The 20,742-nt window shown below is 70.9% G+C and carries 18 protein-coding genes and 1 tRNA gene; 14 read left to right on the top strand and 5 right to left on the bottom strand.

Annotation, left to right across the window (positions count from 1 at the left end; genetic code table 11):
• Nucleotide 1: 1 nt before the first annotated feature.
• The 7 genes from ACFYXM_RS08690 to ACFYXM_RS08660 all read left to right on the top strand — a co-directional run bounded on the left by ACFYXM_RS08690 (nt 2) and on the right by ACFYXM_RS08660 (nt 6,673).
• Nucleotides 2–2,386, top strand: a complete 2,385-nt coding sequence (locus ACFYXM_RS08690) for a hypothetical protein (RefSeq protein WP_389288141.1) — start codon at nt 2–4, stop codon at nt 2,384–2,386.
• On the top strand, nt 2,383–2,601 hold the full coding sequence (locus ACFYXM_RS08685) for a hypothetical protein (RefSeq protein ID WP_389288139.1): 219 nt from the start codon (nt 2,383–2,385) through the stop codon (nt 2,599–2,601). Before ACFYXM_RS08690 ends, ACFYXM_RS08685 begins: the two co-directional genes overlap by 4 nt.
• A gap of 31 nt (nt 2,602–2,632) precedes the next feature.
• Nucleotides 2,633–4,453, top strand: coding sequence for a hypothetical protein (locus ACFYXM_RS08680; RefSeq protein ID WP_389288137.1), 1,821 nt, complete (start codon nt 2,633–2,635; stop codon nt 4,451–4,453).
• Between the two features lie 10 nt (nt 4,454–4,463).
• Nucleotides 4,464–5,405 carry an N-acetylmuramoyl-L-alanine amidase gene (locus tag ACFYXM_RS08675; RefSeq protein WP_389288135.1) on the top strand — a complete coding sequence of 314 codons (942 nt, stop codon included), beginning with the start codon at nt 4,464–4,466 and terminating at the stop codon, nt 5,403–5,405.
• A complete protein-coding gene (locus ACFYXM_RS08670; RefSeq protein ID WP_389288133.1) occupies nt 5,405–5,644 on the top strand; it encodes a holin in 240 nt (79 codons plus the stop codon). Before ACFYXM_RS08675 ends, ACFYXM_RS08670 begins: the two co-directional genes overlap by 1 nt.
• Entirely contained in the window at nt 5,641–5,895 is a 255-nt protein-coding gene (locus tag ACFYXM_RS08665) for a hypothetical protein (RefSeq protein ID WP_389288131.1), read from the top strand. The genes ACFYXM_RS08670 and ACFYXM_RS08665 overlap by 4 nt, the downstream gene beginning before the upstream one ends.
• A 106-nt stretch (nt 5,896–6,001) precedes the next feature.
• Nucleotides 6,002–6,673, top strand: a complete 672-nt coding sequence (locus ACFYXM_RS08660; protein WP_389288129.1) for an HAD family hydrolase — start codon at nt 6,002–6,004, stop codon at nt 6,671–6,673.
• Here ACFYXM_RS08660 and ACFYXM_RS08655 read toward each other — a convergent pair.
• A complete protein-coding gene (locus tag ACFYXM_RS08655; protein ID WP_389288127.1) occupies nt 6,645–7,877 on the bottom strand; it encodes a helix-turn-helix transcriptional regulator in 1,233 nt (410 codons plus the stop codon). The genes ACFYXM_RS08660 and ACFYXM_RS08655 overlap by 29 nt on opposite strands.
• Nucleotides 7,878–8,116: 239 nt before the next feature.
• On the opposite strand from ACFYXM_RS08655, the gene ACFYXM_RS08650 reads away from it, so the two are divergent.
• Both ACFYXM_RS08650 and ACFYXM_RS08645 read left to right on the top strand, forming a co-directional pair.
• The gene (locus ACFYXM_RS08650; protein ID WP_389288125.1) at nt 8,117–8,422 is read left to right on the top strand and encodes a hypothetical protein; all 306 of its coding nucleotides are present in this window, start codon (nt 8,117–8,119) and stop codon (nt 8,420–8,422) included.
• Nucleotides 8,423–8,579: 157 nt separating this feature from the next.
• Nucleotides 8,580–8,756: a hypothetical protein gene (locus tag ACFYXM_RS08645; RefSeq protein ID WP_389288123.1), complete on the top strand. Its 177-nt coding sequence runs from the start codon at nt 8,580–8,582 to the stop codon at nt 8,754–8,756.
• Between the two features lie 258 nt (nt 8,757–9,014).
• On the opposite strand, the gene ACFYXM_RS08640 is transcribed toward ACFYXM_RS08645, so the two are convergent.
• Nucleotides 9,015–9,239, bottom strand: a complete 225-nt coding sequence (locus ACFYXM_RS08640; protein WP_389288121.1) for a helix-turn-helix domain-containing protein — start codon at nt 9,237–9,239, stop codon at nt 9,015–9,017.
• Between the two features lie 518 nt (nt 9,240–9,757).
• A tRNA-Arg gene (locus ACFYXM_RS08635) sits at nt 9,758–9,830 on the bottom strand.
• 372 nt (nt 9,831–10,202) lie between these two features.
• Here ACFYXM_RS08635 and ACFYXM_RS08630 point away from each other — a divergent pair.
• A complete protein-coding gene (locus tag ACFYXM_RS08630; protein ID WP_073787065.1) occupies nt 10,203–10,388 on the top strand; it encodes a DUF1737 domain-containing protein in 186 nt (61 codons plus the stop codon).
• 111 nt (nt 10,389–10,499) lie between these two features.
• Here the strand turns inward: ACFYXM_RS08630 and ACFYXM_RS08625 are convergent, their stop codons facing one another.
• Entirely contained in the window at nt 10,500–14,528 is a 4,029-nt protein-coding gene (locus ACFYXM_RS08625) for a Pls/PosA family non-ribosomal peptide synthetase (RefSeq protein WP_389288119.1), read from the bottom strand.
• Between the two features lie 681 nt (nt 14,529–15,209).
• On the opposite strand from ACFYXM_RS08625, the gene ACFYXM_RS08620 reads away from it, so the two are divergent.
• The gene (locus ACFYXM_RS08620; protein ID WP_389288118.1) at nt 15,210–15,695 is read left to right on the top strand and encodes a BlaI/MecI/CopY family transcriptional regulator; all 486 of its coding nucleotides are present in this window, start codon (nt 15,210–15,212) and stop codon (nt 15,693–15,695) included.
• A gap of 4 nt (nt 15,696–15,699) precedes the next feature.
• Nucleotides 15,700–16,635, top strand: coding sequence for a M56 family metallopeptidase (locus ACFYXM_RS08615; RefSeq protein ID WP_389288116.1), 936 nt, complete (start codon nt 15,700–15,702; stop codon nt 16,633–16,635).
• 90 nt (nt 16,636–16,725) lie between these two features.
• Here the strand turns inward: ACFYXM_RS08615 and ACFYXM_RS08610 are convergent, their stop codons facing one another.
• Nucleotides 16,726–16,992, bottom strand: a complete 267-nt coding sequence (locus ACFYXM_RS08610; RefSeq protein ID WP_073787256.1) for a GlsB/YeaQ/YmgE family stress response membrane protein — start codon at nt 16,990–16,992, stop codon at nt 16,726–16,728.
• 336 nt (nt 16,993–17,328) lie between these two features.
• On the opposite strand from ACFYXM_RS08610, the gene ACFYXM_RS08605 reads away from it, so the two are divergent.
• Nucleotides 17,329–17,691: a metalloregulator ArsR/SmtB family transcription factor gene (locus tag ACFYXM_RS08605; RefSeq protein WP_360115191.1), complete on the top strand. Its 363-nt coding sequence runs from the start codon at nt 17,329–17,331 to the stop codon at nt 17,689–17,691.
• Nucleotides 17,684–20,737: an HAD-IC family P-type ATPase gene (locus ACFYXM_RS08600; protein WP_389288113.1), complete on the top strand. Its 3,054-nt coding sequence runs from the start codon at nt 17,684–17,686 to the stop codon at nt 20,735–20,737. Before ACFYXM_RS08605 ends, ACFYXM_RS08600 begins: the two co-directional genes overlap by 8 nt.
• Nucleotides 20,738–20,742 lie beyond the last annotated feature (5 nt).

Genomic DNA, 20,742 nt, shown 5'->3' with positions numbered 1-20,742 from the left:
CGTGGGAGACCGCTTCGATCTGACCGCGCCAGCTGCACCGGTCATGCTCGGCGTGCGGCTGGACCAGACTCGTGTGCATCAGCAGGCCGCGTACGACCCGGTCGGACAACGCGTCTACGTCACGCAGGTCATCGCCAACGGAGTGACGCTGCCGGGCGAGTCTGGGCCTCCGCCGACGGGCACGCGGGACAGCCGCGGGGACTTGGCGATCAACCAGGTCGACGCGGACGGCACGGTGACCGGGGTCATGTACGTGCGGGCCTTCGACCACGGGTCGGGCCTCGGCGTCGAGAATGAGGCTGGCACCACGTACCTGTGGCTGGCGTACGACGCCGTGATGCAGCCGATCGGCACGGACGCGCACGGCAGGAGGATCGCGCGTCTGCCGTTCCAGCCGGGCAAGGTGATCGACGTCGGTGACCCATCGATCGATGACTTCGACCCGGTCCCGACCGCTACGAGCATCACTCCGTCGCTGGACGCGGCGGCCGGGCGGTTCGCCATCGCCTACAGCACCGGCTCCGGGGTCCGGTACAGGGTGTTCTCGCTGGCTGACTGGCGGGCGAAGAACTTCGATCAGCCGCTGCACGAATTCGCGCGCCCCTCCTACCCGGACTTCCAGTCCTGGTGCTTGTTCGGCGACTTCATCTACCAGTTCCACGGCACCGGCTACAGCGACACCAACCCGCCCGGCTCGGGCGGGAACGCGTGGTTCACCGTCGTCGACATCCGCACCGGGGCCGTCGTAGCCCGCACCCACGACGAGCACTTCCTCGACCTGGCCTACCGTGAGCCGGAGTCCATCGGGGTGTGGGCTGGGGACGGCAAGGCGCCGCGGCTCGTATTCGGGTACGCGACCAGCGACACCGCGCCCCGGCTGATGCACCTCTACTCCATCACCGAGGTGATCCCGGAAGACCTGGAGATCACCGCCCAGGTGGTCACCGAGCCGCAGCCCGGTGTGCAGGTCACCACCGCGGTGGCGGACACGGCGAGCGTGCAGGCGTGGACGGTCTACCGCACCGTCGGCGGCATGGACCAGGTGCTGGCGGCCGGCAGCGGTCCCAGCCTCCCGGCGGCGGGGTCGTGGTTCGATCCGGCGCCCCCGGCCTGCGTGCCGGTCGTGTACCGGCTGGTGGTTGAGCGGACGACCGGGGCCACGGACGAGGTGGTGGCGGCGCCGGTCACGTACGTTCCCGAGGGTGGGTGCGGTACGTCGGGCCCGGTGGGGCAGCAGGACACCGAGCTGGGGTGTGCAGCCTCGTACACGGCGATGGTGCACTGGCGGGGCGGAGCCCAGCCGTTCGTGTCGCTCGACACGCTGACGGCGGTGTCCTGGTCGCGGACGATCAACGACGTGTCCGAGGCGTCGGTGACGATCGCGACGGCCGACGTGTCCGCGGACTGCTGCGGGCAGCTCGGGGACGTGTCGCCCTGGGTGCACGAGCTCACGCTGTACAGGGACGGCGAGTTGGTGTGGCAGGGGCCGATCCAGCGCCTCGTGATGCGGCGGGGATCCATCACGATCGAGGCGGCCGACGTCTTCTCCTGGTTCGACCGTTTGGTGAACACCTACCGGGTCACCTACACCTCGGCTGCTGCGGACAGTGAGGGGCGGCGCCGGGGCCCGATCACGTACATCGCCGAGAACCACATCCGCCTCAACTTGCGGGCGTTCCAACTCGCTGCTGTGGACTACCCCAGCATCCTGCCGTACATCGTCCGCAACGACGCGGGGCTGCCGTCGATCAAGGTCGAGAAGGACGGCAGCTCGAACACGACGGTGTGGACCGAGTACCTCGGCGACATCCTCCGCGAGTGGACGAAGCGGGGCCTGACCTGGACCACGGTCGGCCGGTCGCTGGTCCTTCGCGGGCGGCGCAGCCTGACGGGCGCACGCGCCGCCGCCCGCCTCACGCTCGATCATTTCGCCGGGGACATCGAGGTCATCAAGGACGGCACGCAGGGCGCCACGTACGGGTGGGCTACCAGCCAGCAGGGACAGAACATCAGCGACGGGCGCACGCTCGGCACCGGCAAGACCAAGACCCCGTACGGGCGCCTCGACATCCTCGTCCGGATCCAGGAAGAGGACGCGACCGCGGGCGACCTGCTGGAGGCCGCTCGCGACGCGATCGCCGGGCGGTACCCGGCCCCGACCGTGATCAACGTGCCGGATGCTGCCCAGCTGACGCCGGACGCCCCGGTGACGATCAGGCAGCTCGTACCCGGGGTGAGGATCGACCTGCTGGCCGACGAGCTGTGCACCCCGATCGCGGCCGGGTTCCTGCTGTCCGACGTCGAAGTGTCCTGGGGCCAGGGCGGGGAGAAGGTCGGGATCGCCCTGATCCCGCTGGCCGATGTCGACGAGGAGCTGAGCGGATGACGGCACTGGCAGGGCAGCGTGCGGCCCAGCGACCGTTGCGGGCTGCAGTGGCTGCCCAGCGGGCGATCGGCCGGTCGGTGACGTCGTCCGGGGGGACATCGGGGCGGCTGGTGATGCGGGTGTCGGGCGGCCGGTGGATGGAGCAGGTCATCGACGACCAGGGACAAGAGACGTTGGTCCCGTTCGAGTTCGAGGAGGGTGGCAATGGCTGGTAGGTGCGGGTGCGGCGGCGGAACGTGCAGCTGCGTGCTGGAGGTTGAGGCGCCGCTCACCAAGGAGGGCAACGGCTCGCCCGCGGTGCCGTGGCGGCTCGGCATCGACACGGACTCCCTGTTCGGTGACATCGCCGGGTCGGGCCTGTCTTACGACAAGGGCATCGACAAGCTCCAGGTCTGCCTGAGCAGGGACACGGGCAACAGCCTGCGGTTCGGGGCCGATGGGTGCCTGTACGCGCCTGGCGGGGAGACTCCGGTGCCGGACGTGTGCGCGCGCCCGATCTCGTCCCTGCCGCCCGCGCCGAACGTGGTCGGCGCTCACGACCTTGCCGGGCTTATGGGCCCGTACTCCTCGCCGTACCAGGTGGATTACTGCCTCGCCGCAGGCGTCGATGTCATTCATTTTCACACCGGCACCTCCTCCGACGGAGTCGGCGTGGTGACCGAGTACGCGGACCACAGGCTGAGCGCCGGCCGGACGTCGCTGTACCTCACGCAGGACGCACGAGAGATGAACTCGGCGACGATCCGATCGGCGTACAACTACGCGGGTGACACGGACGATCCGCAGGCGTTCAACTGGGGCGACGACGATGTCGACCTGACCAAGCGGAAGGACCGTCGGGGCGGCTGGTACGGGTGGCTGGCCCAGCGCTACTACCAGCCGCTGGCCACGGACTTCATGCGGATGATCGACGGGAAGGCGGTGGCGCTGCTCGACGCTTCGACGGACCCGGCGCTGACTGCGGTGCCGGAGTCGGAGGCGATTCTGGGCCCGATGCAGGCGGTGCTGGAGCACTGCGCGCAGTCCTGGTCCATGGTCGGTGTGCGGGAGCTCACGAACGCGGCGACCGTGGAGAACCGCGGGCTCACGGCGATCATGATGCCGCTCCGGCCGGCCACGTGGGGAGACGCGACGCTGCCGTACCCGGTGGCTGACCTGACGGCTGCGGGGGTGGAGTGGATTGCCCTGTACAGCCGGTGGGCGGACTCGGTGTTCAGGGCGTACAAGGACGCCGGGATCAATGTGTTGATGCGCGGGACGAGTCGCCAGGCCGACTACGCCCGCGTGTCCGCCCTGGGGATCCGCGGGGCGTTGCAGTACGACCCCGTCTACTACCGGGGACCCGGCACGGTCGCTGGGCTGGGTGGCCGGGACTACCGGTCGGAGCTGGACCCGTGGGAGCACCGCCGCATGGGTACCGGGCAGCTCACGTATCAGACCGATCAGCAGTCGGTGTCCAGCCCGAGCGTGCGCGGTCGTACGGAGGCGGCCGAGCAGGGCCTGGTTCTGCCGTCCGGGTGGGGTGGTGGCCGTGACCGGGTGTCGGTGCTGTGCGGGTGGGAGTGCCCGGTGACGAATCCGGCGGCCTACCGCATCGGCGTGGATATGCAGTGGGTTTCGCTGGCTTCAGCGAGCGCGGCGAATGCGCGAATGGGGCTCCTTTTCGGGGCACCGACGGACACCGATTTGTATTCGTGGCCGCAGGGCGATCCTGTTCTGAATCCGTCCGGAATGAGGGCGGCGACACCGAATGGCTACAGGGTATTTCAGCGACAGAACGGCGAGATCGGGATTGGCGTCTTCGCTGCCGATGGCACGTACACAGTGCTGGCGACGCGGGCGACACCTGCTGTCGCGGCGGGTGCATGGAACAGCTATGAACTGGTTGTCACTGCTGATCAGATCACGTTCACGCGGACCCTGGGAACAGGGGCCAGGCACACCGTGACGGCTGTGGATTTGACGTGGCGCGGCCCGTATTTCTGGGTGGAGAAAGCGGAGTCAACAAACGGCTCGACAAACGGGTTCATCGGCAAATTCCGCAATGTCTCCTACATCGCAGGCTGAGGAGGTTCGTATGGCAAATCCTTTGACTGCGGCACAGGTCATATCCGCGCTGCGTGCAGAGGGCGTCCGTGTCGTCGAGGTCGGCGACTGGCGTACGCGCAACCGTAATGCGAAGGGTGCGTGGGGCCCGGTCAACGGGTCGATCGTGCACCACACGGTCACCAGGGGCACCGCGTCCACCGTGGCCATGGTCCGTGACGGGTACTCGTCCCTGCCGGGCCCGCTCTGCCACGGGATGATCGCGAAGGACGGCCGGGTGCACATGGTCGGCTGGGGCCGGACGAACCATGCCGGGGGCGGCGACCCACGGGTCCTGAATCAGGTGATCGCCGAGTCGTACGGCAGCCGTCCGACCCCGCCGGCGAAGGGCAACGCGAACGGGACCGACGGCAACGCCCGGTTCTACGGCTGGGAGTGCGAGAACCTCGGCGACGGCAAGGACCCCTGGCCCAAGGCGCAGTACGACGCGATCGTCCGCGTCCAGGCCGCCCTGTGCCGGGCGCACGGCTGGTCGGCGAAGTCCGTCATCGGCCACCTGGAATGGAGCTCCGACAAGGTCGACCCCCGCGGCTTCACCATGACCCAGCTGCGTGCCGACGTGGCCGAGCGCCTGAAGCACCCGGCGAACTGGAACCCGAACAAGGAGGACCCGATGGCGGGGATCACCAAGAAGGACATTTTCGACGCCGTGTGGAAGACCGACGCGATCGCCGGCCCGACCGACGCGGCGGACCACAAGACGAACCCGACGTGGCAGGCGCAGTCGGTCCTCAAGGACATGCAGGCCCGCATCCGTTCCATGGACAAACGGCTGGCCGCCCAGACCGCCGCGATCACGGCCCTCGCCGGACAACTCGGCAAGGGCACGGACACCGCCACCGTCGTCGCCGCGGTCGAGAACGCGATCGAACGGGCCGTGACCGACGAGCACGTCGGCACCGAGGAGACGTGATGGCTTCGCTGGTTTCGTCTGGGTTCTGGGTCGCCACCGCCGAGCGGGCCGTGCGAACGGCTGCTCAGACTCTCGTTGCGACGCTCGGTCTCGACACTGCGGGTGTCCTGGATGTCGACTGGGGCCAGGGGCTGTCGCTCGCCGGGGGCGCGGCGCTCCTGGCGGTGCTGACTGCAGTCAGCGCGTCTGGGGCTGGTGACGGGCCGGGGCTCACCGAGACCGTGAGGGAGCGGGAGTGACCCCGCCTCCGGGAAGCGACCGTGTCGCTGTCGAGTTGGCCGAGTTGCGGGGTGAGATCCGGACCGCGTTCGCCGAGTTGAACGGCCGGCTGGACCTCGCGTTGCAGCGGACGGCGGCGACCGAGTCGGACATCACGGCACTGGAGGAGCGGGTGTCGTCTCTGGAGCGCGCGCGGTGGCCGCTGCCGTCCCTTGCCGCACTGGTCAGCGTGATCGGCCTCGCGGTGGCTCTGTGGCAGGCCGCCAGGTAGATCAGCCCCGTAGAGCATTCCGCCCCCTGCCTGGCTTCGGCCGGAGCAGGGGGCGGTTTCGTGTGTCCGGAGCCGGGCAGCGTGGCGCCAACATAGGATGCGGCCCATGATTCGCGCAGTCGTTTTTGACGTCGGTGAGTGCCTGGTGGACGAGACCCGCGAGTACGGAACGTGGGCCGACTGGCTCGGCGTGCCGCGGCACACGTTCGCCGCCATGTTCGGCGCCGTGATCGCCCAGGGTCGGGACTACCGCGAGACGTTCCAGGAGTTCCAGCCCGGCTTCGACCTCTACGAGGCGCGGGAGAAGCGCGCGCAGGCTGGACAGCCCGAGGCCTTCGACGAGACCGACCTGTACCCGGATGTCCGACCGGCTCTTGCTCAGCTCCGTGAGGACGGGCTGTGGCTCGGCATCGCGGGCAACCAGACTGTCCGGGCCGGCCGAATCCTGCGGGGCCTCTTCACTTCCGCCGTCGACTTCATCGGCACGTCGGACGACTGGGGTGCGCCGAAGCCCGACCCCGCGTTCTTCGTCAGGGTCGCCGAGGTCGTCCCGCACGACCCCAGCGAGATCCTTTATGTCGGCGACCGTGTCGACAACGACTTGCGCCCGGCCGTCGCAGCCGGGATGCAGACCGCGTTGATCCGTCGTGGGCCGTGGGGCACCATCCAGTGGAACACCGCCGAGGCGCGTGACTTGCCGACGTTCCGCATCGAGTCCCTGGCCGAACTGCCGGAGGCCATCGGGAAGTTCAACGAGCGAGTGCGCTCACAGTCGTAGCCCACCCGTACAGCCGCTCGTCCAGGTCCCGCACGCACTGGTCGTGCTGGTGCGGGGCCAGGGCCCGCCGTACTTCCCGCACCCGGTCCATTCCCGTCGCGTACCAGGTGACCTCCAGCTGATCGAGCGCTTGGCACGCGTATGCGCATGCTTCCTCCGGGTTCCCGGCGGCGGCCTCCACAGCGGCGAGATCGCCGTAGATCACGGTGCGCTGCTTGTCCTCGGTACGCGGCAGATCGTTGAGGACTCCGAGGAGAGTGGTACGCGCCTGCGGCAGGTGTCCAGCCTTCAGTTGGGTGTTTCCCTTGAAGGCCGCCAGCCGGACAGCGCTGAACCAGTCGAGCCACTCAGGGGTCGCATGCTCGGCGCCTGACGCGAGGACGTCCTCGCCGTGCCCGATCAGGTGCAGGGCGGTTCGGACGTTCCCGCACCGGGTCTCGCACTCGGCCTCAACAGCGTCGAGCCATGCCAGCAGGGTGGCGGAGGCGGGGCCGCGGCGGGCGTACGTCCGGGCGGCCACCATGCGCTCCACCGCTGCGTCTCGGTCGCCTGCCCACCCGGGGATGAACGCGGAGTGCGCGAGGATCGCGCTGCCGAGCAGCGGGTCGTCCGCCTGCCCGGCGGCCTGGAGCGCAAGCAACAGGGTCTTCGCTGCCTGGTCGGCGTCGCGGAGGTCAAAGAACTCGATGCGCCCCGCCAGGAGGTAGGTCTCGGCGAGAGCCGCAGCGACCGTGCGGCGGGTCTGCCCTGCCGTCTCGGTCAGCAGCGCGCACCCGAGGGCGGCGTGGGCGACGGCCGCCGGGTGCAGAGTAGCGGGCGCGACGGACCAGTACAGGCGCCGGTGCGACCGGGTCACAGCCTCGAAGTCAGCCGCGACCGAGGCGGGCTGCATTACGGCAGCTGCCTGGCTCGGTACGGCAGCGAGACCGACTGCAGCCACGGACGCTCCGACCAAGGACCGTCGCAAAGGGTCGGGCCGGTCGCGACCAGGCGGCGGGGTGAAGCCGAGCGATTCCATGTCCTGGCCGAGCAGTTCGGTGAGGGCCTGCTGGAGGTCGGGATGCGGCCAGGGCGGATTCTCGGACTCCCAGCGTCGGACCTGTCGGACGCCGACACCAAGAGCTGTGGCCAGCTCTTGCTGAGATCGGTAGCCCGCAGCATGACGTGCGGACCTCAGACGGGTATTGCTCGCGTGCTGCGACACGCCGCACCTCCATGACGGGTTTTCAAGTCAGTGTCACAGCGGGTCCTTTCGTAGGCCAGCCATCACCCGGAAGACGGCATGAAAGTCCTCTTTGGTGCCGTGAAAAGACCTCTGGAAGTCCTCGTTACATCTCCCAGGGCGGGCCAGTCTTGGCGCATTGCCCAACGGTGCCCCGAGGAGCCGCAGCCATGCCCCAATCAAGCAGCACCACCGAAGTGATCGCATGTGATGCAATCCGCGTGCCCCGCAGCGTTGGTCTTGACGCCCTCGCCATCCTCGGCGGGCGGTCCGGGGCTGTCCTCGAAGACCCGCCTGCCGCGCTCTACTGGTTCATCGCGTCGGGGCACGGTGCCGAGTGGAACGTGGCCGGTACACGCGTTCTCGGCGCCGAGTCCCGGCTGGTGATCCCACCGAACCGGCGCACTCAAGGGCCCGGCCCGCACTGGCGTGTGTGCCCTGCCGATGGCATGTGGATTACCGACGCCGCCGCCCTCCAGGCCGCTCTGGAGGACGTGACCAGCCCGCAGGGGGTGGCCGCGCGATGAGAGGCGGACAAGTGGAGGCCCCTGACGCGAAGTACAGGTTGCTGATCAGCCACACCTACACCTGTGCCACCTGCCGGGTGGGGGCTTCGTGCCGGACTGCGGTTCTGCTCGGCCGGGCGTGGCGGGCGGCTCGTGGCCCGGTTCGGGAGGTGCGGCGGTGAGAGATGCGGCAGTGGCCGAGAGGGCTGGCTGGTGCGACTGGCACAAGGGCCCGTCTGGCACCGCGGTCCTGGTCGACGTCATCGAGCAGGGCTCGGGACCGGGGGCCGGTGTGTACGCGTGCGCGCCGTGCCGGGAGCAGCGCCGCCTCCGCCCGTACGGCGAGCAGTCGTGACCGCGCCCGCGCCCGCCGCCCTGGAAAGCCTCGCGCCAGCGTGCCGGATCGGCGAGCACGCGGAGTGCCCTGGGCCGGGTGTCACTCGCCGGCCGGGGGCACCGGAGTGGGAGGTGCCGATCGAGACTCGGCGGTGCGCGTGTCTCTGCCACCGCACCGGCCCGCCCTGAGAGTAGGCCGCACGTCTGCGGTTCTTCGCGCCGGTATGGCGCCCCTGATCCGCCCCGGCTGGCTGTCCCCCGTCGGCTGGCCGGGGCCCTACTCCCGGACGAGGTCAGCAAGCGGGACGCCGATGGCGTCGGCGATCCGGATCAGGGTGTCGATGAGCGCGGCTCGGTGGCCCTGCTCGATCTCGCTGTAGGTCGCGATCCGGATGTCGGCCCGTAGCGCGACTGCTTCTTGGGTGAGGTTCGCGTGCAGTCGGGCGGTGCGCAGGTGATCACCAATGGCCTGGCGTCTAGCGAGGACGCGCTCGGGAGGCATCGGCTGGTGGTGCACTCGCCCACGTTCGCCGGACCAAGATCGTTTTGTCTTTACGGTCAACCGCAAAATGAGTGATCTTGCTCAACCGGGGGTATCACCCTCGCTTCCGCTCGCGCATCGGCGTTCGCGTGTCCGCCAGATTGCGCCGGATGACGCCACGACTTGGTCAGGCGTCCCGCCCCGCACCCGTATTGGGTGCGGGGCGGCTACCGTTTGGAACGCGGAAGACCCCCACCGGTCTGTGCGGTGGGGGTCTTCTTGCTCTGCGGTCCTGGCCTCCCCGCCGAGGACCCGCAGGTTGCGGAAGGCGCGTGTCAGGCGCGTGTGGGGAGACACTCCTGCCCCTCCTGTCCCCGTACTTTACGCGGTCAAGGGACCCCATCCACCCCCTCTTTCGAGTGAGCGAGAAGCGTGACCGCGTGGGGATGTGGACTCCATGTGGATTCTGGGCAGCCGAGAGGCCCCCCGTTCGAACGAACGGGGGGCCTCTCATGTGCTCTGACCTGCTGCGCGGTCTGTGCCCCCGGCAGGATTCGAACCTGCGACACCCGCTTTAGGAGAGCGGTGCTCTATCCCCTGAGCTACGAAGGCGGGGCCCTGCGCAAAACGTGATCGAACACTCTGAGTGAGTATTCGCCCGCGTTGCGGCAAGGGTGCGGGCCGCCACAGAGGACGGCCCTTGACAGGGTAGCGGATCGAGCTGGGGTTGTGGGGGCGTGGGTGGTGGACCCTCGGTCCGGTCGTGGCCACTTCCGGCGAACCCGTCTCCCTGCTGCGGATCGTGCCCCCGAGACGGGTGCCGGACGGTTGCTGCTGGTCGGTTGTTGCTGGTCGGTTCCGCGCTCGCCGACGCGTTCGGCGCGATCACCGCAGGATTCGGGACACTTTCGACGCCGTCCTCGACGGACCGGCGATGCCGGCCTGCCGACTCGGTGGGCGGGTGTGTCTGGGATGCTTCCCCTCATGAGCACACCACCAGACGGACTGCCCGTCTACCGGGTCCTGACCGGACCGGACGACGCGACGTTCTGCCGGCGCGTGAGCGAAGCGATCGGTCTCGGCTACGAACTGCACGAAGGTCCCGCCGTCACCTTCGACGGGGAGCGCGTCATCGTCGCCCAGGCGCTGGTCTGGCCGACGCGATCGTAGGGATCTCGCGAGCAGTGGCGAAGGCGATCGCGGTCGGCTCGTGAGGTGGGAAGGCCGCACGAGTCGGTGAACCGTTCGGTGAACCGTGAGGCTTGACCCGGGTCCGTTGTGTCATGCCTCTGTTTCCGGGATCCGGGTGGTGTCACGTTCGACGACGGTTTCTGCGGGAATGCCCCGCCAGTTCGTGCCCGGTGCGAGGCGCTCGCCCTTCATGAGCAGCGACAGCGCGTCGAGACGGACGCCCTCGCCGACGACGGAGTCGTAGAGCACGACCGCTCGTGTGCCGATGCTCGCGCCGTTCTCGACCGTGACCGTCGACATCTTCATGACGCGGTCTTCGAACAGGTGCGTCTGCAGGGACGCGCGCAGGCCGATCGCGGCGTCGTCCCCGATTCTCACGAGGTCGAACTCCGTGAGGAAGGTGGTGGCGATCCAGGTGCCTCTGCCGACGCGCGCGCCGAAGAGCCGGAGGACGACGGGCAGGTAGGGCGTACCGATCAGGAAGCCCGCACCGGCCGGTACCGCGGCTGCTTCGAAGAGGCCGGTGACGAACTCGGTACGGCGCACGAACAGGCTCCACAGGGGCTCGACGCGAGGGCGGTAGGTGCCGACGACCAGGCGTTTGACCACCGCGCAGTACGTGATCACCACGAGGCTCGCGGCCATCACGAGGACCGGTGCCGCGAGCACGGGCACCAGCAGGCCCGGTCGGCCGGTCAGCCAGGACAGTGCCAGCAGGTACAGGTAGGCGCTCGTGCCCAGCGCGGAGGCGGGCATCGTGATGCGGAAGAACTCGATGCCCAGACGCTGGAGCACCGCTCGGCGGGTGGGGCGGAAGGTCAGTTCCTCGGGGAACGAGCCGCTGCTCTGGCGTACGGGCAGACGCATCGCGGGTGATCCGAGCCATGTGGTGCCGTCGGCCACGTCGTTCTGCGGCGGGACCGTGCCCACTCCGACCAGGGACCCCGGTCCGGTCCGTGTCCCCGCGAGCAGGAGGGCGGAGTTGCCGATGAACGCGCGCTGTCCGACCTCGGTGGGGCCGAACGCCACCTGGCCGGCCGCGAACGTGGCCCCTCCGATGCTGGCCAGGTCCGCGACGAAGCTGCCTTCGTGGAGGGTGAGCAGGTCCGGGTCGATGTGCGCGACGGTGGAGACCTCGGCACTCCGGCCGATGCGGGCGCCGAGGAGCTTCAGCCAGGGGACGGTGTAGAGGGTGGCGTACAGGGAGTTGGTGAAGGTGAGACTGATCTCCAGGAGTTTGTCCGACACCCACTTGCGTACGCCGAGCCAGGAGCGCACCGGGTGGATGCCGATCGGCGCTCTTGGCAGGACCAGGCGTTTTCCGGCCGCGACCGTGCAGCAGACGGTGACCACGAACATGGGACCGGAAAGCGTGGTGGCGACGATGCCGCCCGCGATGCCCCAGTTCAGCGTCGCCCACCAGAACAGCACGATTTCCGGGAGGGTCGTCGCCACCGCGGCGGTCTCCAGGAACACCAGGCCGACGAGTGACACGGCGAGGTGACGTGTCCGCCATCGGCCGGTGCCACCACGGGAGTTCAGCATGGTCTCGACGACGGGGGCCAGCGCCTTCACCTGACGCGCCGGTGAACCGGCCCACCGGGTGCCGGCGGCGACCGTCTCGTCCGGGCCGATGGTGGACTGCTCGCCGAGCGAGGCACCGGCCCCCATGCGCGCGCCCGGCTCCAGGACCGCGTTCGCTCCGACGAAGGCGCGTGAGCCGATCTCGATCGGGGCGACGGTGACCCACCCGTCCGACACGCGCCATGGGGTGACGGAGACGCCGTAGCCGATCGACGCGTCGGCGCCGATGCTCACCAGGCTCGGCAGGGTGATCAGGCCGGTGGCGATGGTGGTGCGTGGTCCGACACGGGCGCCGAGCAGGCGCAGGTAGCCGGCCATCAGGGAGGAGCCGCTGAGCACCGGGAGCGGAGAGAGGCCGAGCAGCAGGTTCACCGTCCAGAGCCGCATGTAGGCCAGGCCCCACAAGCGGTAGCGGCCCGGCCGGATGCCGGCCGACAGCGGACGCACGAGAGCGACCGGCACGAGCCAGCGCACACCCAGGTAGCCGAGGTACGCGCCGATCGTCGTCTGCGCCGAGGACCGGACCGAGATCTGGCCGCCGTGCCGGCTGTACACATAGGCGAACGGAAGGGCGAGCACGAGCAGCATCACGTAGATGACGCCCAGCTGAACGGTTCCCGCGGCGGCGATCCGGCGGGTGCGATGGCGGATCGGACCGGGTCGGGGCGAAGTGGTCGCGTGCTGTGCGCCGGGTCCGTCACTCAACTGGGCTGCGAGGCCGCGCACGGTGGGATACGTGTAGAGCTCGCGCAGCGTGGCGCTCGCGCCGGTGCCGCGGTCACGCAGGGCCGACACGACCTTGGCCGCCAGGAGCGAGTGGCCCCCGAGGTCGGTGAAGAAGTCCGCCTGGACCGAGAGGGTCTCGGGCGGGATCCCGAGCACCTTCGCCCAGACGTCCCGCACCCGCGTCTCCAGTTCGCCCTCGGCCGCCACGACCGGGCCACCGCCGACCAGCCTCCGGCCGCTCGGCGCGGGCAGCCGTCCGCGGTCCACCTTGCCGCTGGACATGGAGGGAAGAGCGGGCAGGACGTCCAGGAAGGCCGGGACCATGTACACGGGCAGTCTGTGCCGCAAACGGTCGTACAACTCGGCGACGAAGGCGGGCTCGTCCTCCTGGCTGTCCGGATCGCGCACCACGTAGGCGCACAGTTCTCCGCTTCCCGCCGTCTCGGTGCGGTCGCCGCGGCCGCCGCCTCGCGAAACGTCCGTGAGCGTGGTGACCGCCTCCAGCACGCCGGGGGCCTCCAGCAGGGCGCTGTCGATCTCGCCCAGGTCCACCCGGTAGCCCCGGATCTTCACCTGGTCGTCGGCCCGGCCCAGGAACTCGATCTCACCGTTCGCGCCCTTCCGGCCGAGGTCGCCGGTGCGGTAGAGCCTGCTGCCGTGCGGTGTCAGCGGATGCTCGATGAACCGGTCGGCCGTCAGCGCGGGCTGTCCGACGTAGCCATGAGCGACGCCGGGGCCTCCGATGCAGATCTCGCCCACCTGGCCGTCGGGCACCGTTCTCAGCTGTTCGTCGAGGAGCACCACCAGGTAGGACGGCAGCGGCTTGCCGATCGTCACCGTCCGTCCCGGACTCAGCTCCGCCCAGGTCGCGGTGACGGTGGCCTCGGTGGGGCCGTAGGTGTTGAGCATGCGACGCCCGGGCCTGCTCCACCGCTCGACGAGCTGGGCGGGACAGGGTTCACCGCCCACCACGAGCGTGCGGATCCGCGGCAGTTCCGGCGGAATCGTCTCCAGCAGTGTCGGTACGCAGTACAGCACCGTGATCCGCCGGTCGTCGAGGAAGTCGCCGAGGTCCGCCCCGAGATGCCCGGGACCGGCCGGCCCCGCGACGAGAGTCGCACCGACCGACCACGTCGGCCAGATCTCCTCGATGGAGAAGTCGAAGGAGAACGTCATGCCCTGGTACACCCGGTCGTCCGGCTGCACGTCGTAGACCAGGGGCACGATGTCGAGAAAGTTGCAGATGCTCGAATGGGCGACTTCCACCCCCTTGGGCCTGCCGCTCGACCCGGAGGTGTACATGATGTACGCGGCAGTGTTGTCGTCCTTCGCTCCGGAGCCGGTGGGACCCGGCAGCGGACGGGCCGTGGGCATGGCGGCCAGTTCGTCGGCGCACGCATCCAGCCGGACCACGCGGCGGTCGAGTCCGGCGACCGTCGGTGCGAGGGCGGACGTGGTCAGGACCAGGTCCACGTCCGCGTCCCTCGCGATGTAGGCGAGCCGGTCCGGTGGCGAGGCCGGATCGACCGGAACGAACACCGCACCGGCCTTCCCCACCCCGAGCAACGCCGCGTACGCCTCCACCGACCGCGGCAGCAGCAGTGCGACCCGGGAACCGGGGCCGATCCCCAGTCCGTGGAGAAAGTGGGCGAGCCGATTGGCGCGCGCCTCGACCTCGGCGTAGGTCAGTACCTGGTGGTCGCACTCGAGTGCCGTGGCCGAAGGGACGCGGTCACAGGAGGATTCGAAGAAGAAGTGCAGGCGCCGGTGCCCCTCTTGCGACGGCATAGAGCCCGGAACAGCTGACATCTCCGTGTCCTTCCCATATGCGCGGGGCGTTGGCGGACGGGCTGAGGACCCGGCGAGCCCCTGACCTTCCGCACGCCACCCTTGCGCTCACCGGCTTGTGGACCGGTGCGCTCAATGGCGTGCGGACCGGTCGCGCAGGAGGCATCGAGCGCCACGGGGGGGCGAACCGGAATCGCCCGGACGACGTTCCGCCGGGTGCGGGGCGGCGCTCCACGGGGCGAACACGCCGCTGACGATAGACCCAGCGGTCGGCCATGCCGTGTCATCGACCACGAGGGCCACCGTGTCGTTGACCTGAAGGAGGGATTCGCCGCCCGTGGGTTCTTCCGGTCGTGAACGGGCCGGAGGCCGTCGCCACCGGCGTCGCCGAGCGTTCCCGTCCCACGCTGATCACCGACGAGGGCCGGCAGCTGAAGGTCGACTGCTCGACCAACACGCCCGGCCAGTCGCAGGAGCACACCGGCGCCCAGGTCCGGATCGCTGCGCAGGGCCCGCAGGCGTACCGGGTCCTGGCCTCCGTCTCTCCTCCGTCTCTCCGCCGTCTCTCCGCCGGCGCGAGCAGTCGGCCCTCCGTCGGCCCGAGCAACGGTGATGTCGTGGATTCGGCAGGGCCGCGGACCTGTCTCACTACGATGGGGTGCCCACCCGACGGGGAGGGCGTACGGGCAGGGAGACGACGGCATGACGGATCAGGATCAGGGCCTGGGCCGGTCCCGGGACGGGGACCGGGGGCGCGACGAGGACGGCGGCGGGGAGTGGGGTGCGCGCGGACGCCGTCGTGGGCAGGGCGAACTGGAGGCGCAGGTGCTGTCCGCGCTGCGGGCCGCGCCCGGTCCGGAGACGGCGGCCTGGGTACGGGCGTACCTCGGAGGCACGCTCGCCTACACGACGGTGATGACGATCCTGACCCGGCTGCACGCGAAGCGCGTCGTCACCCGGGAACGGGTGGGCCGCTCGTTCCTGTGGACGGCGGCCGCGGACGAGGCCGGGCTCGCCGCACACCGCATGCGCCGGGTGCTGGACGGCGAGACCGACCGCGAGGCCGTGCTGATGAGCTTCGTGTCGGGCCTGTCCGCACGGGACGAGGAACTGCTCCGCGCGCTCCTCAACGATGCCCACGACGAACCGGGAAGCCGTACCGAGGACCGGGACGGCCGGGAGAACTGAAACCATGGGCGTCTTCGTCTTCCTGCCGCTCGTCCTGCCCCTGACCGCCTGGCCGATCGCCCGCCTGGCGGAACTCCACCTCCACCCCCGGGCCGCCACCCGGCTCCTGTCCGCGGCGAGCGCCGTCCTCGGGCTGTGCAGCACCCTCTGCCTGGTCCTGCTCGCGATCGTCGGCACCGCCCAGCTCCCGGGCAATCCGCTGCCCGACGGCTGGTCCGACCCCGAGGTACGGGCGGCCGTGCCGCGCCACGAACTGGTCGGGAAGGCGGCCATCGGCGCCCTCGCGGTCGTGGCCGCGGCCTGTACGGGGCTCCTGCTGCGCCACTACCGGGTGCGGCGCCATGCCGAGCGGGCCCTGCGGGGGCTGCCCGCCACCCGGGTCGCCGTGCTGCCGGACGCCACGCCGTACGCCCACACGCTGCCCGGAAGCGGGGGCACGGGCCGGATCTTGGTCTCCAGGGGGATGCTGGCCGGCCTGGGCTCGCGGGAGCGCCGCGCCCTGTTCGCCCACGAGCGCGCCCACCTCGACGGGCGTCACCACCGCTTTCTCCTGGTGGCCGGGCTGGCGGCGCGCGCCAATCCGTTCCTGCGGCCGCTCCGTACGTCCGTGGCGTACACCGTGGAGCGCTGGGCGGACGAGGAGGCTGCCCGCGTGGTCGGCGACCGGCGGGTGACGGCCCGCGCGGTGGGCAAGGCCGCGCTGATCTCGCCCCCGCCGCCCGCCTCGACGCTGGCGGCCTTCGCCGCTCCGGGTCCGGTACCGCGCAGGGTGGCGGCGCTGCTCGGCCCGGCTCCGGCGGCCCGAACCTGGCCGCCCACGTTCACCGCGGTCGGCGCCGCGGCCTGGTACGCCGTGGCCGGTGCGGCCCTGTCGGCCATGTCGTCCGCGAACTCCGCGGTCACGATGATCGTGATCCTGCGGGCGGCCACGCCGCTGTAGAGCCGGGCGGGGAGACCCGAGCCTCCCGGGGGCAGCCGTCTGGTGGGGCCTTGGCCCCCGGGGGCGGCTCCCGCGCGTTTCCGCGGGTCGTCAGTCCCGCGAGTTCCCGAAGAGGATGCGGTAGCCGATGAGCAGGACGAGGGAGCCGCCGATCGCCGCCCCCCACGTGGCCAGGTCGAAGAAGTCCTTCTCCACGGGCCGGTCGAGGAGGCGTGCCGAGAGCCAGCCGCCGATGAAGGCGCCCGCGATGCCGATGAGAGTGGTGCCGATCAGGCCGCCCGGATCGCGACCGGGCAGTAGGACCTTGGCGATGACTCCGGCGACCAGACCGAGGATGATCCAGCTGATGATGCCCACGTTCTCGTTCCCCTCGTCGGGCCGTACCGGGCGGAGCAAGTCCCGGACGGCGACGGTGCGTTGCTTGGTTGCGCAACTGTACAGACGATGGTGAAGACGCCGCGGGGACGGTGCTGGTTGCGCGGCCCTGGGCGGCCGGGGCCGTGACCGGGCGCCACCCTGCGCACCGGTCGACCGGGGTGGCGGGGCGGGGCGCCGAGCGGGCGGGACCCGTCGGGCGCCCGGGGTACGGCCTGCGAGGTGCCGCAGCCGTCGTCGCGCGCCCGCCATGGATTACGGGACAGCCCTTAGACTGGGCAGGTTCGCAAGCGACCCTGCGGAAAGGGAGGGACGACGGTGGCGACAGGCGCCGACGGCTTCGAGGACCCGCCTGCGGAGGTGCTCGCGGAGGCCGCCGCGGCCTTCGGACTGCTGGCCTCCTCCGCGCGGCTGCACATCGTGTGGGCGCTGGCCCAGGGCGAGAGCGATGTCACCGGACTCGCGGAGCGGGTGGGCGGTGCGCTGCCCGCCGTCAGCCAGCACCTGACGAAGCTGAAGCTCGCGGGTCTCGTGCGCTCCCGTCGTGAGGGCCGGCGCATGGTGTATTTCGTGGACGACCCCGATGTCGTGACCGTCGTACGGCTGATGGTCGGCCAGTTGGCCGCACGGGCCGACGGGGCGTCCGCGCCGGTGCGCGCGCTCCGCAGGACCGGTGCCTGAGACCTCCGAGGCCGAGGAGTCAGGTCGTACCGCACCCGGACCACCGGCCCCTTCGCCATCGGCCTTCCCGGCGCCGGGCGGAGCGGCCGTCAACGGCGGGGGCCTGCGTGAACTGACCTCGCTCCAGGTGCTGCGCACGCTGGACACGGGCCCCCGCGGGCTGACGGACGGGGACGCCGCCGAGCGCCTGGCCAGGTTCGGCGAGAACACGCTGCCCGCCCGGCGGGCCGTGTCGTGGCCGGGGCGCTTCCTGCGCAGTCTCCGCGATCCGTTCACGGCGGTGCTGCTCTGCCTCGGCCTGGTGTCCGCGGCCGTCGCGGCCTGGGGCACCGCCTGTGTGATCACCGTGCTCGTGGTGGTCAGCTGCGTGCTGCGGTCGGCGGGGGAGCACCGCGCCGACCGTTCGATGGCCGGGTTGCGGGACCTGGTGGCGACCACCGCGACGGTTCTGCGCCGCGCGGACGGCAAGGCGGCGCCGGTGGCCCGCGAGATCCCGGTCGACGAGCTGGTGCCGGGGGACGTGGTGCGCCTGGGGCCCGGGGACCTGGTCCCCGCCGACGTACGGCTGCTGCGCGCGAACAACCTGAGCGTGAACCAGGCGGCTCTCACCGGGGAGTCGGCCCCGGTCGTCAAGCACCCCGTCGACGCCCCGAACCGGCCGGGGGGCCGACCGACGGGTGGCGCACCGACGGACAACGCGCTGACAGGGCACGGGCACGAGCCGACCCACGACGGATCGACGCGGAACGGGCCGACGGGGAACGGGCACGGGCCGGCAGGGAACGGGAACGGGCCGACGGGGCACGTGCCGACGGGCGGCGGGGCAACGGGCGGCGAGGCGCCGGAGAGCGGTCCCTTCGACGCGCCACAGCTGTGTTTCCAGGGAAGCAGCGTCATGGCGGGCAGTGGGACCGCGGTGGTCGTCGCGACCGGGGTGCACACCCGGTTCGCCGCCGCGCACGACTCCGTGCACCCGCGCGGCCCGAGCGCCTTCGACCGGTCGGTGCACGGGATCTCCTGGATCCTGATCCGGTTCATGCTGCTGACGCCGCCGCTGGTGCTGATGGCGAACGCGGCCCTGCGGGGCCGGGGCCTGGAGACGCTGCCGTTCGCGGTGGCGGTGGCGGTGGGACTGACGCCGGAGATGCTGCCCGTCATCGTCACCACGTGCCTGGCGCGCGGTGCGTCGCTCCTCGCCCGCGTCCACGGCGTGATCGTCCGAAGGCTGCCCGCGCTGCACGACCTGGGCGCGGTCGACGTGCTGTGCCTGGACAAGACGGGCACGCTGACGCAGGACCGGCCCGTCGTGGTCCGCGCGCTGGACGCCGACGGCCGGGACGACCCCGAGGTGCTGCACTGGGCCGCCGTCAACGCGTGGTGGACGCTTCAGCTCGCCGACCTGCCCGTCCCCGACGCTCTGGACGAGGCGATTCTCGACGCCGACGACGCCCTGGGCGAGGCGATTCTCGTCGCCCACGATGCCTCCGACGCCTGCGGCACAGCCGATGCGGCGGATACGGCAGATACGGCAGATACGGCCGACGGGGACGACGGGGACGACGCGTCCGGCCATGACGTGCCCGGTCGCGACAGGGCCGACGTGGTCGGTCACGGCAGGGGTGCGGCCGTGCCGTTCGACTACGACGGGATCGCGGCCGTGCCCTTCGACCCCGCTCGCCGCCTCTCCACCGCCGTCGTACGCACCCCCGGCCGCCTCGGCGTCCACACCCTCGTCGTCAAGGGCGCCGTCGAGAACGTGCTGGAACGGTGTGCCCTCGACGACGCCGAGCGACAGCGGCTGCTCGCACTCGCCGCCGACCGGGCGGACGACGGGCTGCGACTCCTCGCAGTCGCCACCGCCGAACGTCCCGCGCGGCAGCGCGCTTACACGCCCGCCGACGAACGCGGACTGACGTTCACCGGCTTCGTCGCGCTGCGCGAGGAGCTGGTCCCTTCCGCCGCCGGTGCCCTGCGCGTCCTCGCCGACCGCGGCGTCACGGTCAAGGTGCTCACCGGCGACCACCCCGGAACCGTGGCCCGGGCCTGCCGCGATCTGGGCCTCGACCCGGGCGAGGTGTGCACGGTGGACGGCATCGACCGGCTCACGGACCGGGAACTGGCCGAACTCGCCGACCGGACCACCGTGTTCGCCCGCTGCACCCCCGAGCACAAGGCCCGGATCGTCACCACGCTGCGGGCCGCCGGCCACACCACCGGCTTCCTCGGCGACGGCGTCAACGACCTGCCCGCGCTGCACGCCGCCGATGTCGGGATCTGCCCGCGCGACGCCGTCGACGTGGCCCGGGAGAGCGCCGGCGTGGTGCTCGCCGGTCACGGCAAGGACCTGACCGCGATCGACCACGCGATAGCGGAGGGCCGGCGCAGCAGCGTCACCATCGCCACGTACCTGCGCATCACGCTCTCCTCGAACCTCGGCAACGTCATCGCCATGCTCGCCGCCGGTCTCCTGCTGCCGTTCCTGCCGATGCTCCCGGCCCAGGCGCTCGTCCAGAACCTGTGCTTCGACGCGGCCCAGCTCACCTTTTCCTACGACCGGGTCGCCCCGGCCGCGCTCAGGCGCCCGACCATGCTGCGGCCGCGCGACTTCCTCCGCTTCATCACCGCCTTCGGCGCGCTCAACGCCGTCGCCGACCTGGCCACGTTCGCGGTGCTCGCGCTCGCCCTGAGGGGCCCGGGCGGCACGGACGACGAGGCGCTGTTCCATTCCGGCTGGTTCACGGAGAACCTGCTCACCCAGGCTCTGGTGATGGTGCTCCTGCGGACCGGTCGCCGCACCGCCGAGGCCCCTGGTGCCTCCGGGGCCCGTGGTGTCTTCGGCATACGGGGCATCAGTCCGGTCGGTCGTGCCGCCGCCGCGCTCGCCGTCACCGGTCTGCTGCTGCCGCTCTCCCCGCTGGGCCCGCCCCTGGGCATGACGGCCCTGCCGAGCGTCTACTACCTGCTGCTCGTAGTCGTCCTCGGGCTGTACGCCGTCGCCCTCGCGGTCGCCCGCCGCCGCCACGAGAACCGCGGCGCCCGGGCGTAGGAGCG

Origin of the sequence: Streptomyces sp. NPDC002476 (assembly GCF_042889785.1) — a bacterium.
In the GTDB taxonomy this organism is placed as follows: Bacteria; Actinomycetota; Actinomycetes; order Streptomycetales; family Streptomycetaceae; genus Streptomyces.
This window is presented reverse-complemented; position numbering and strand designations above follow the sequence as displayed.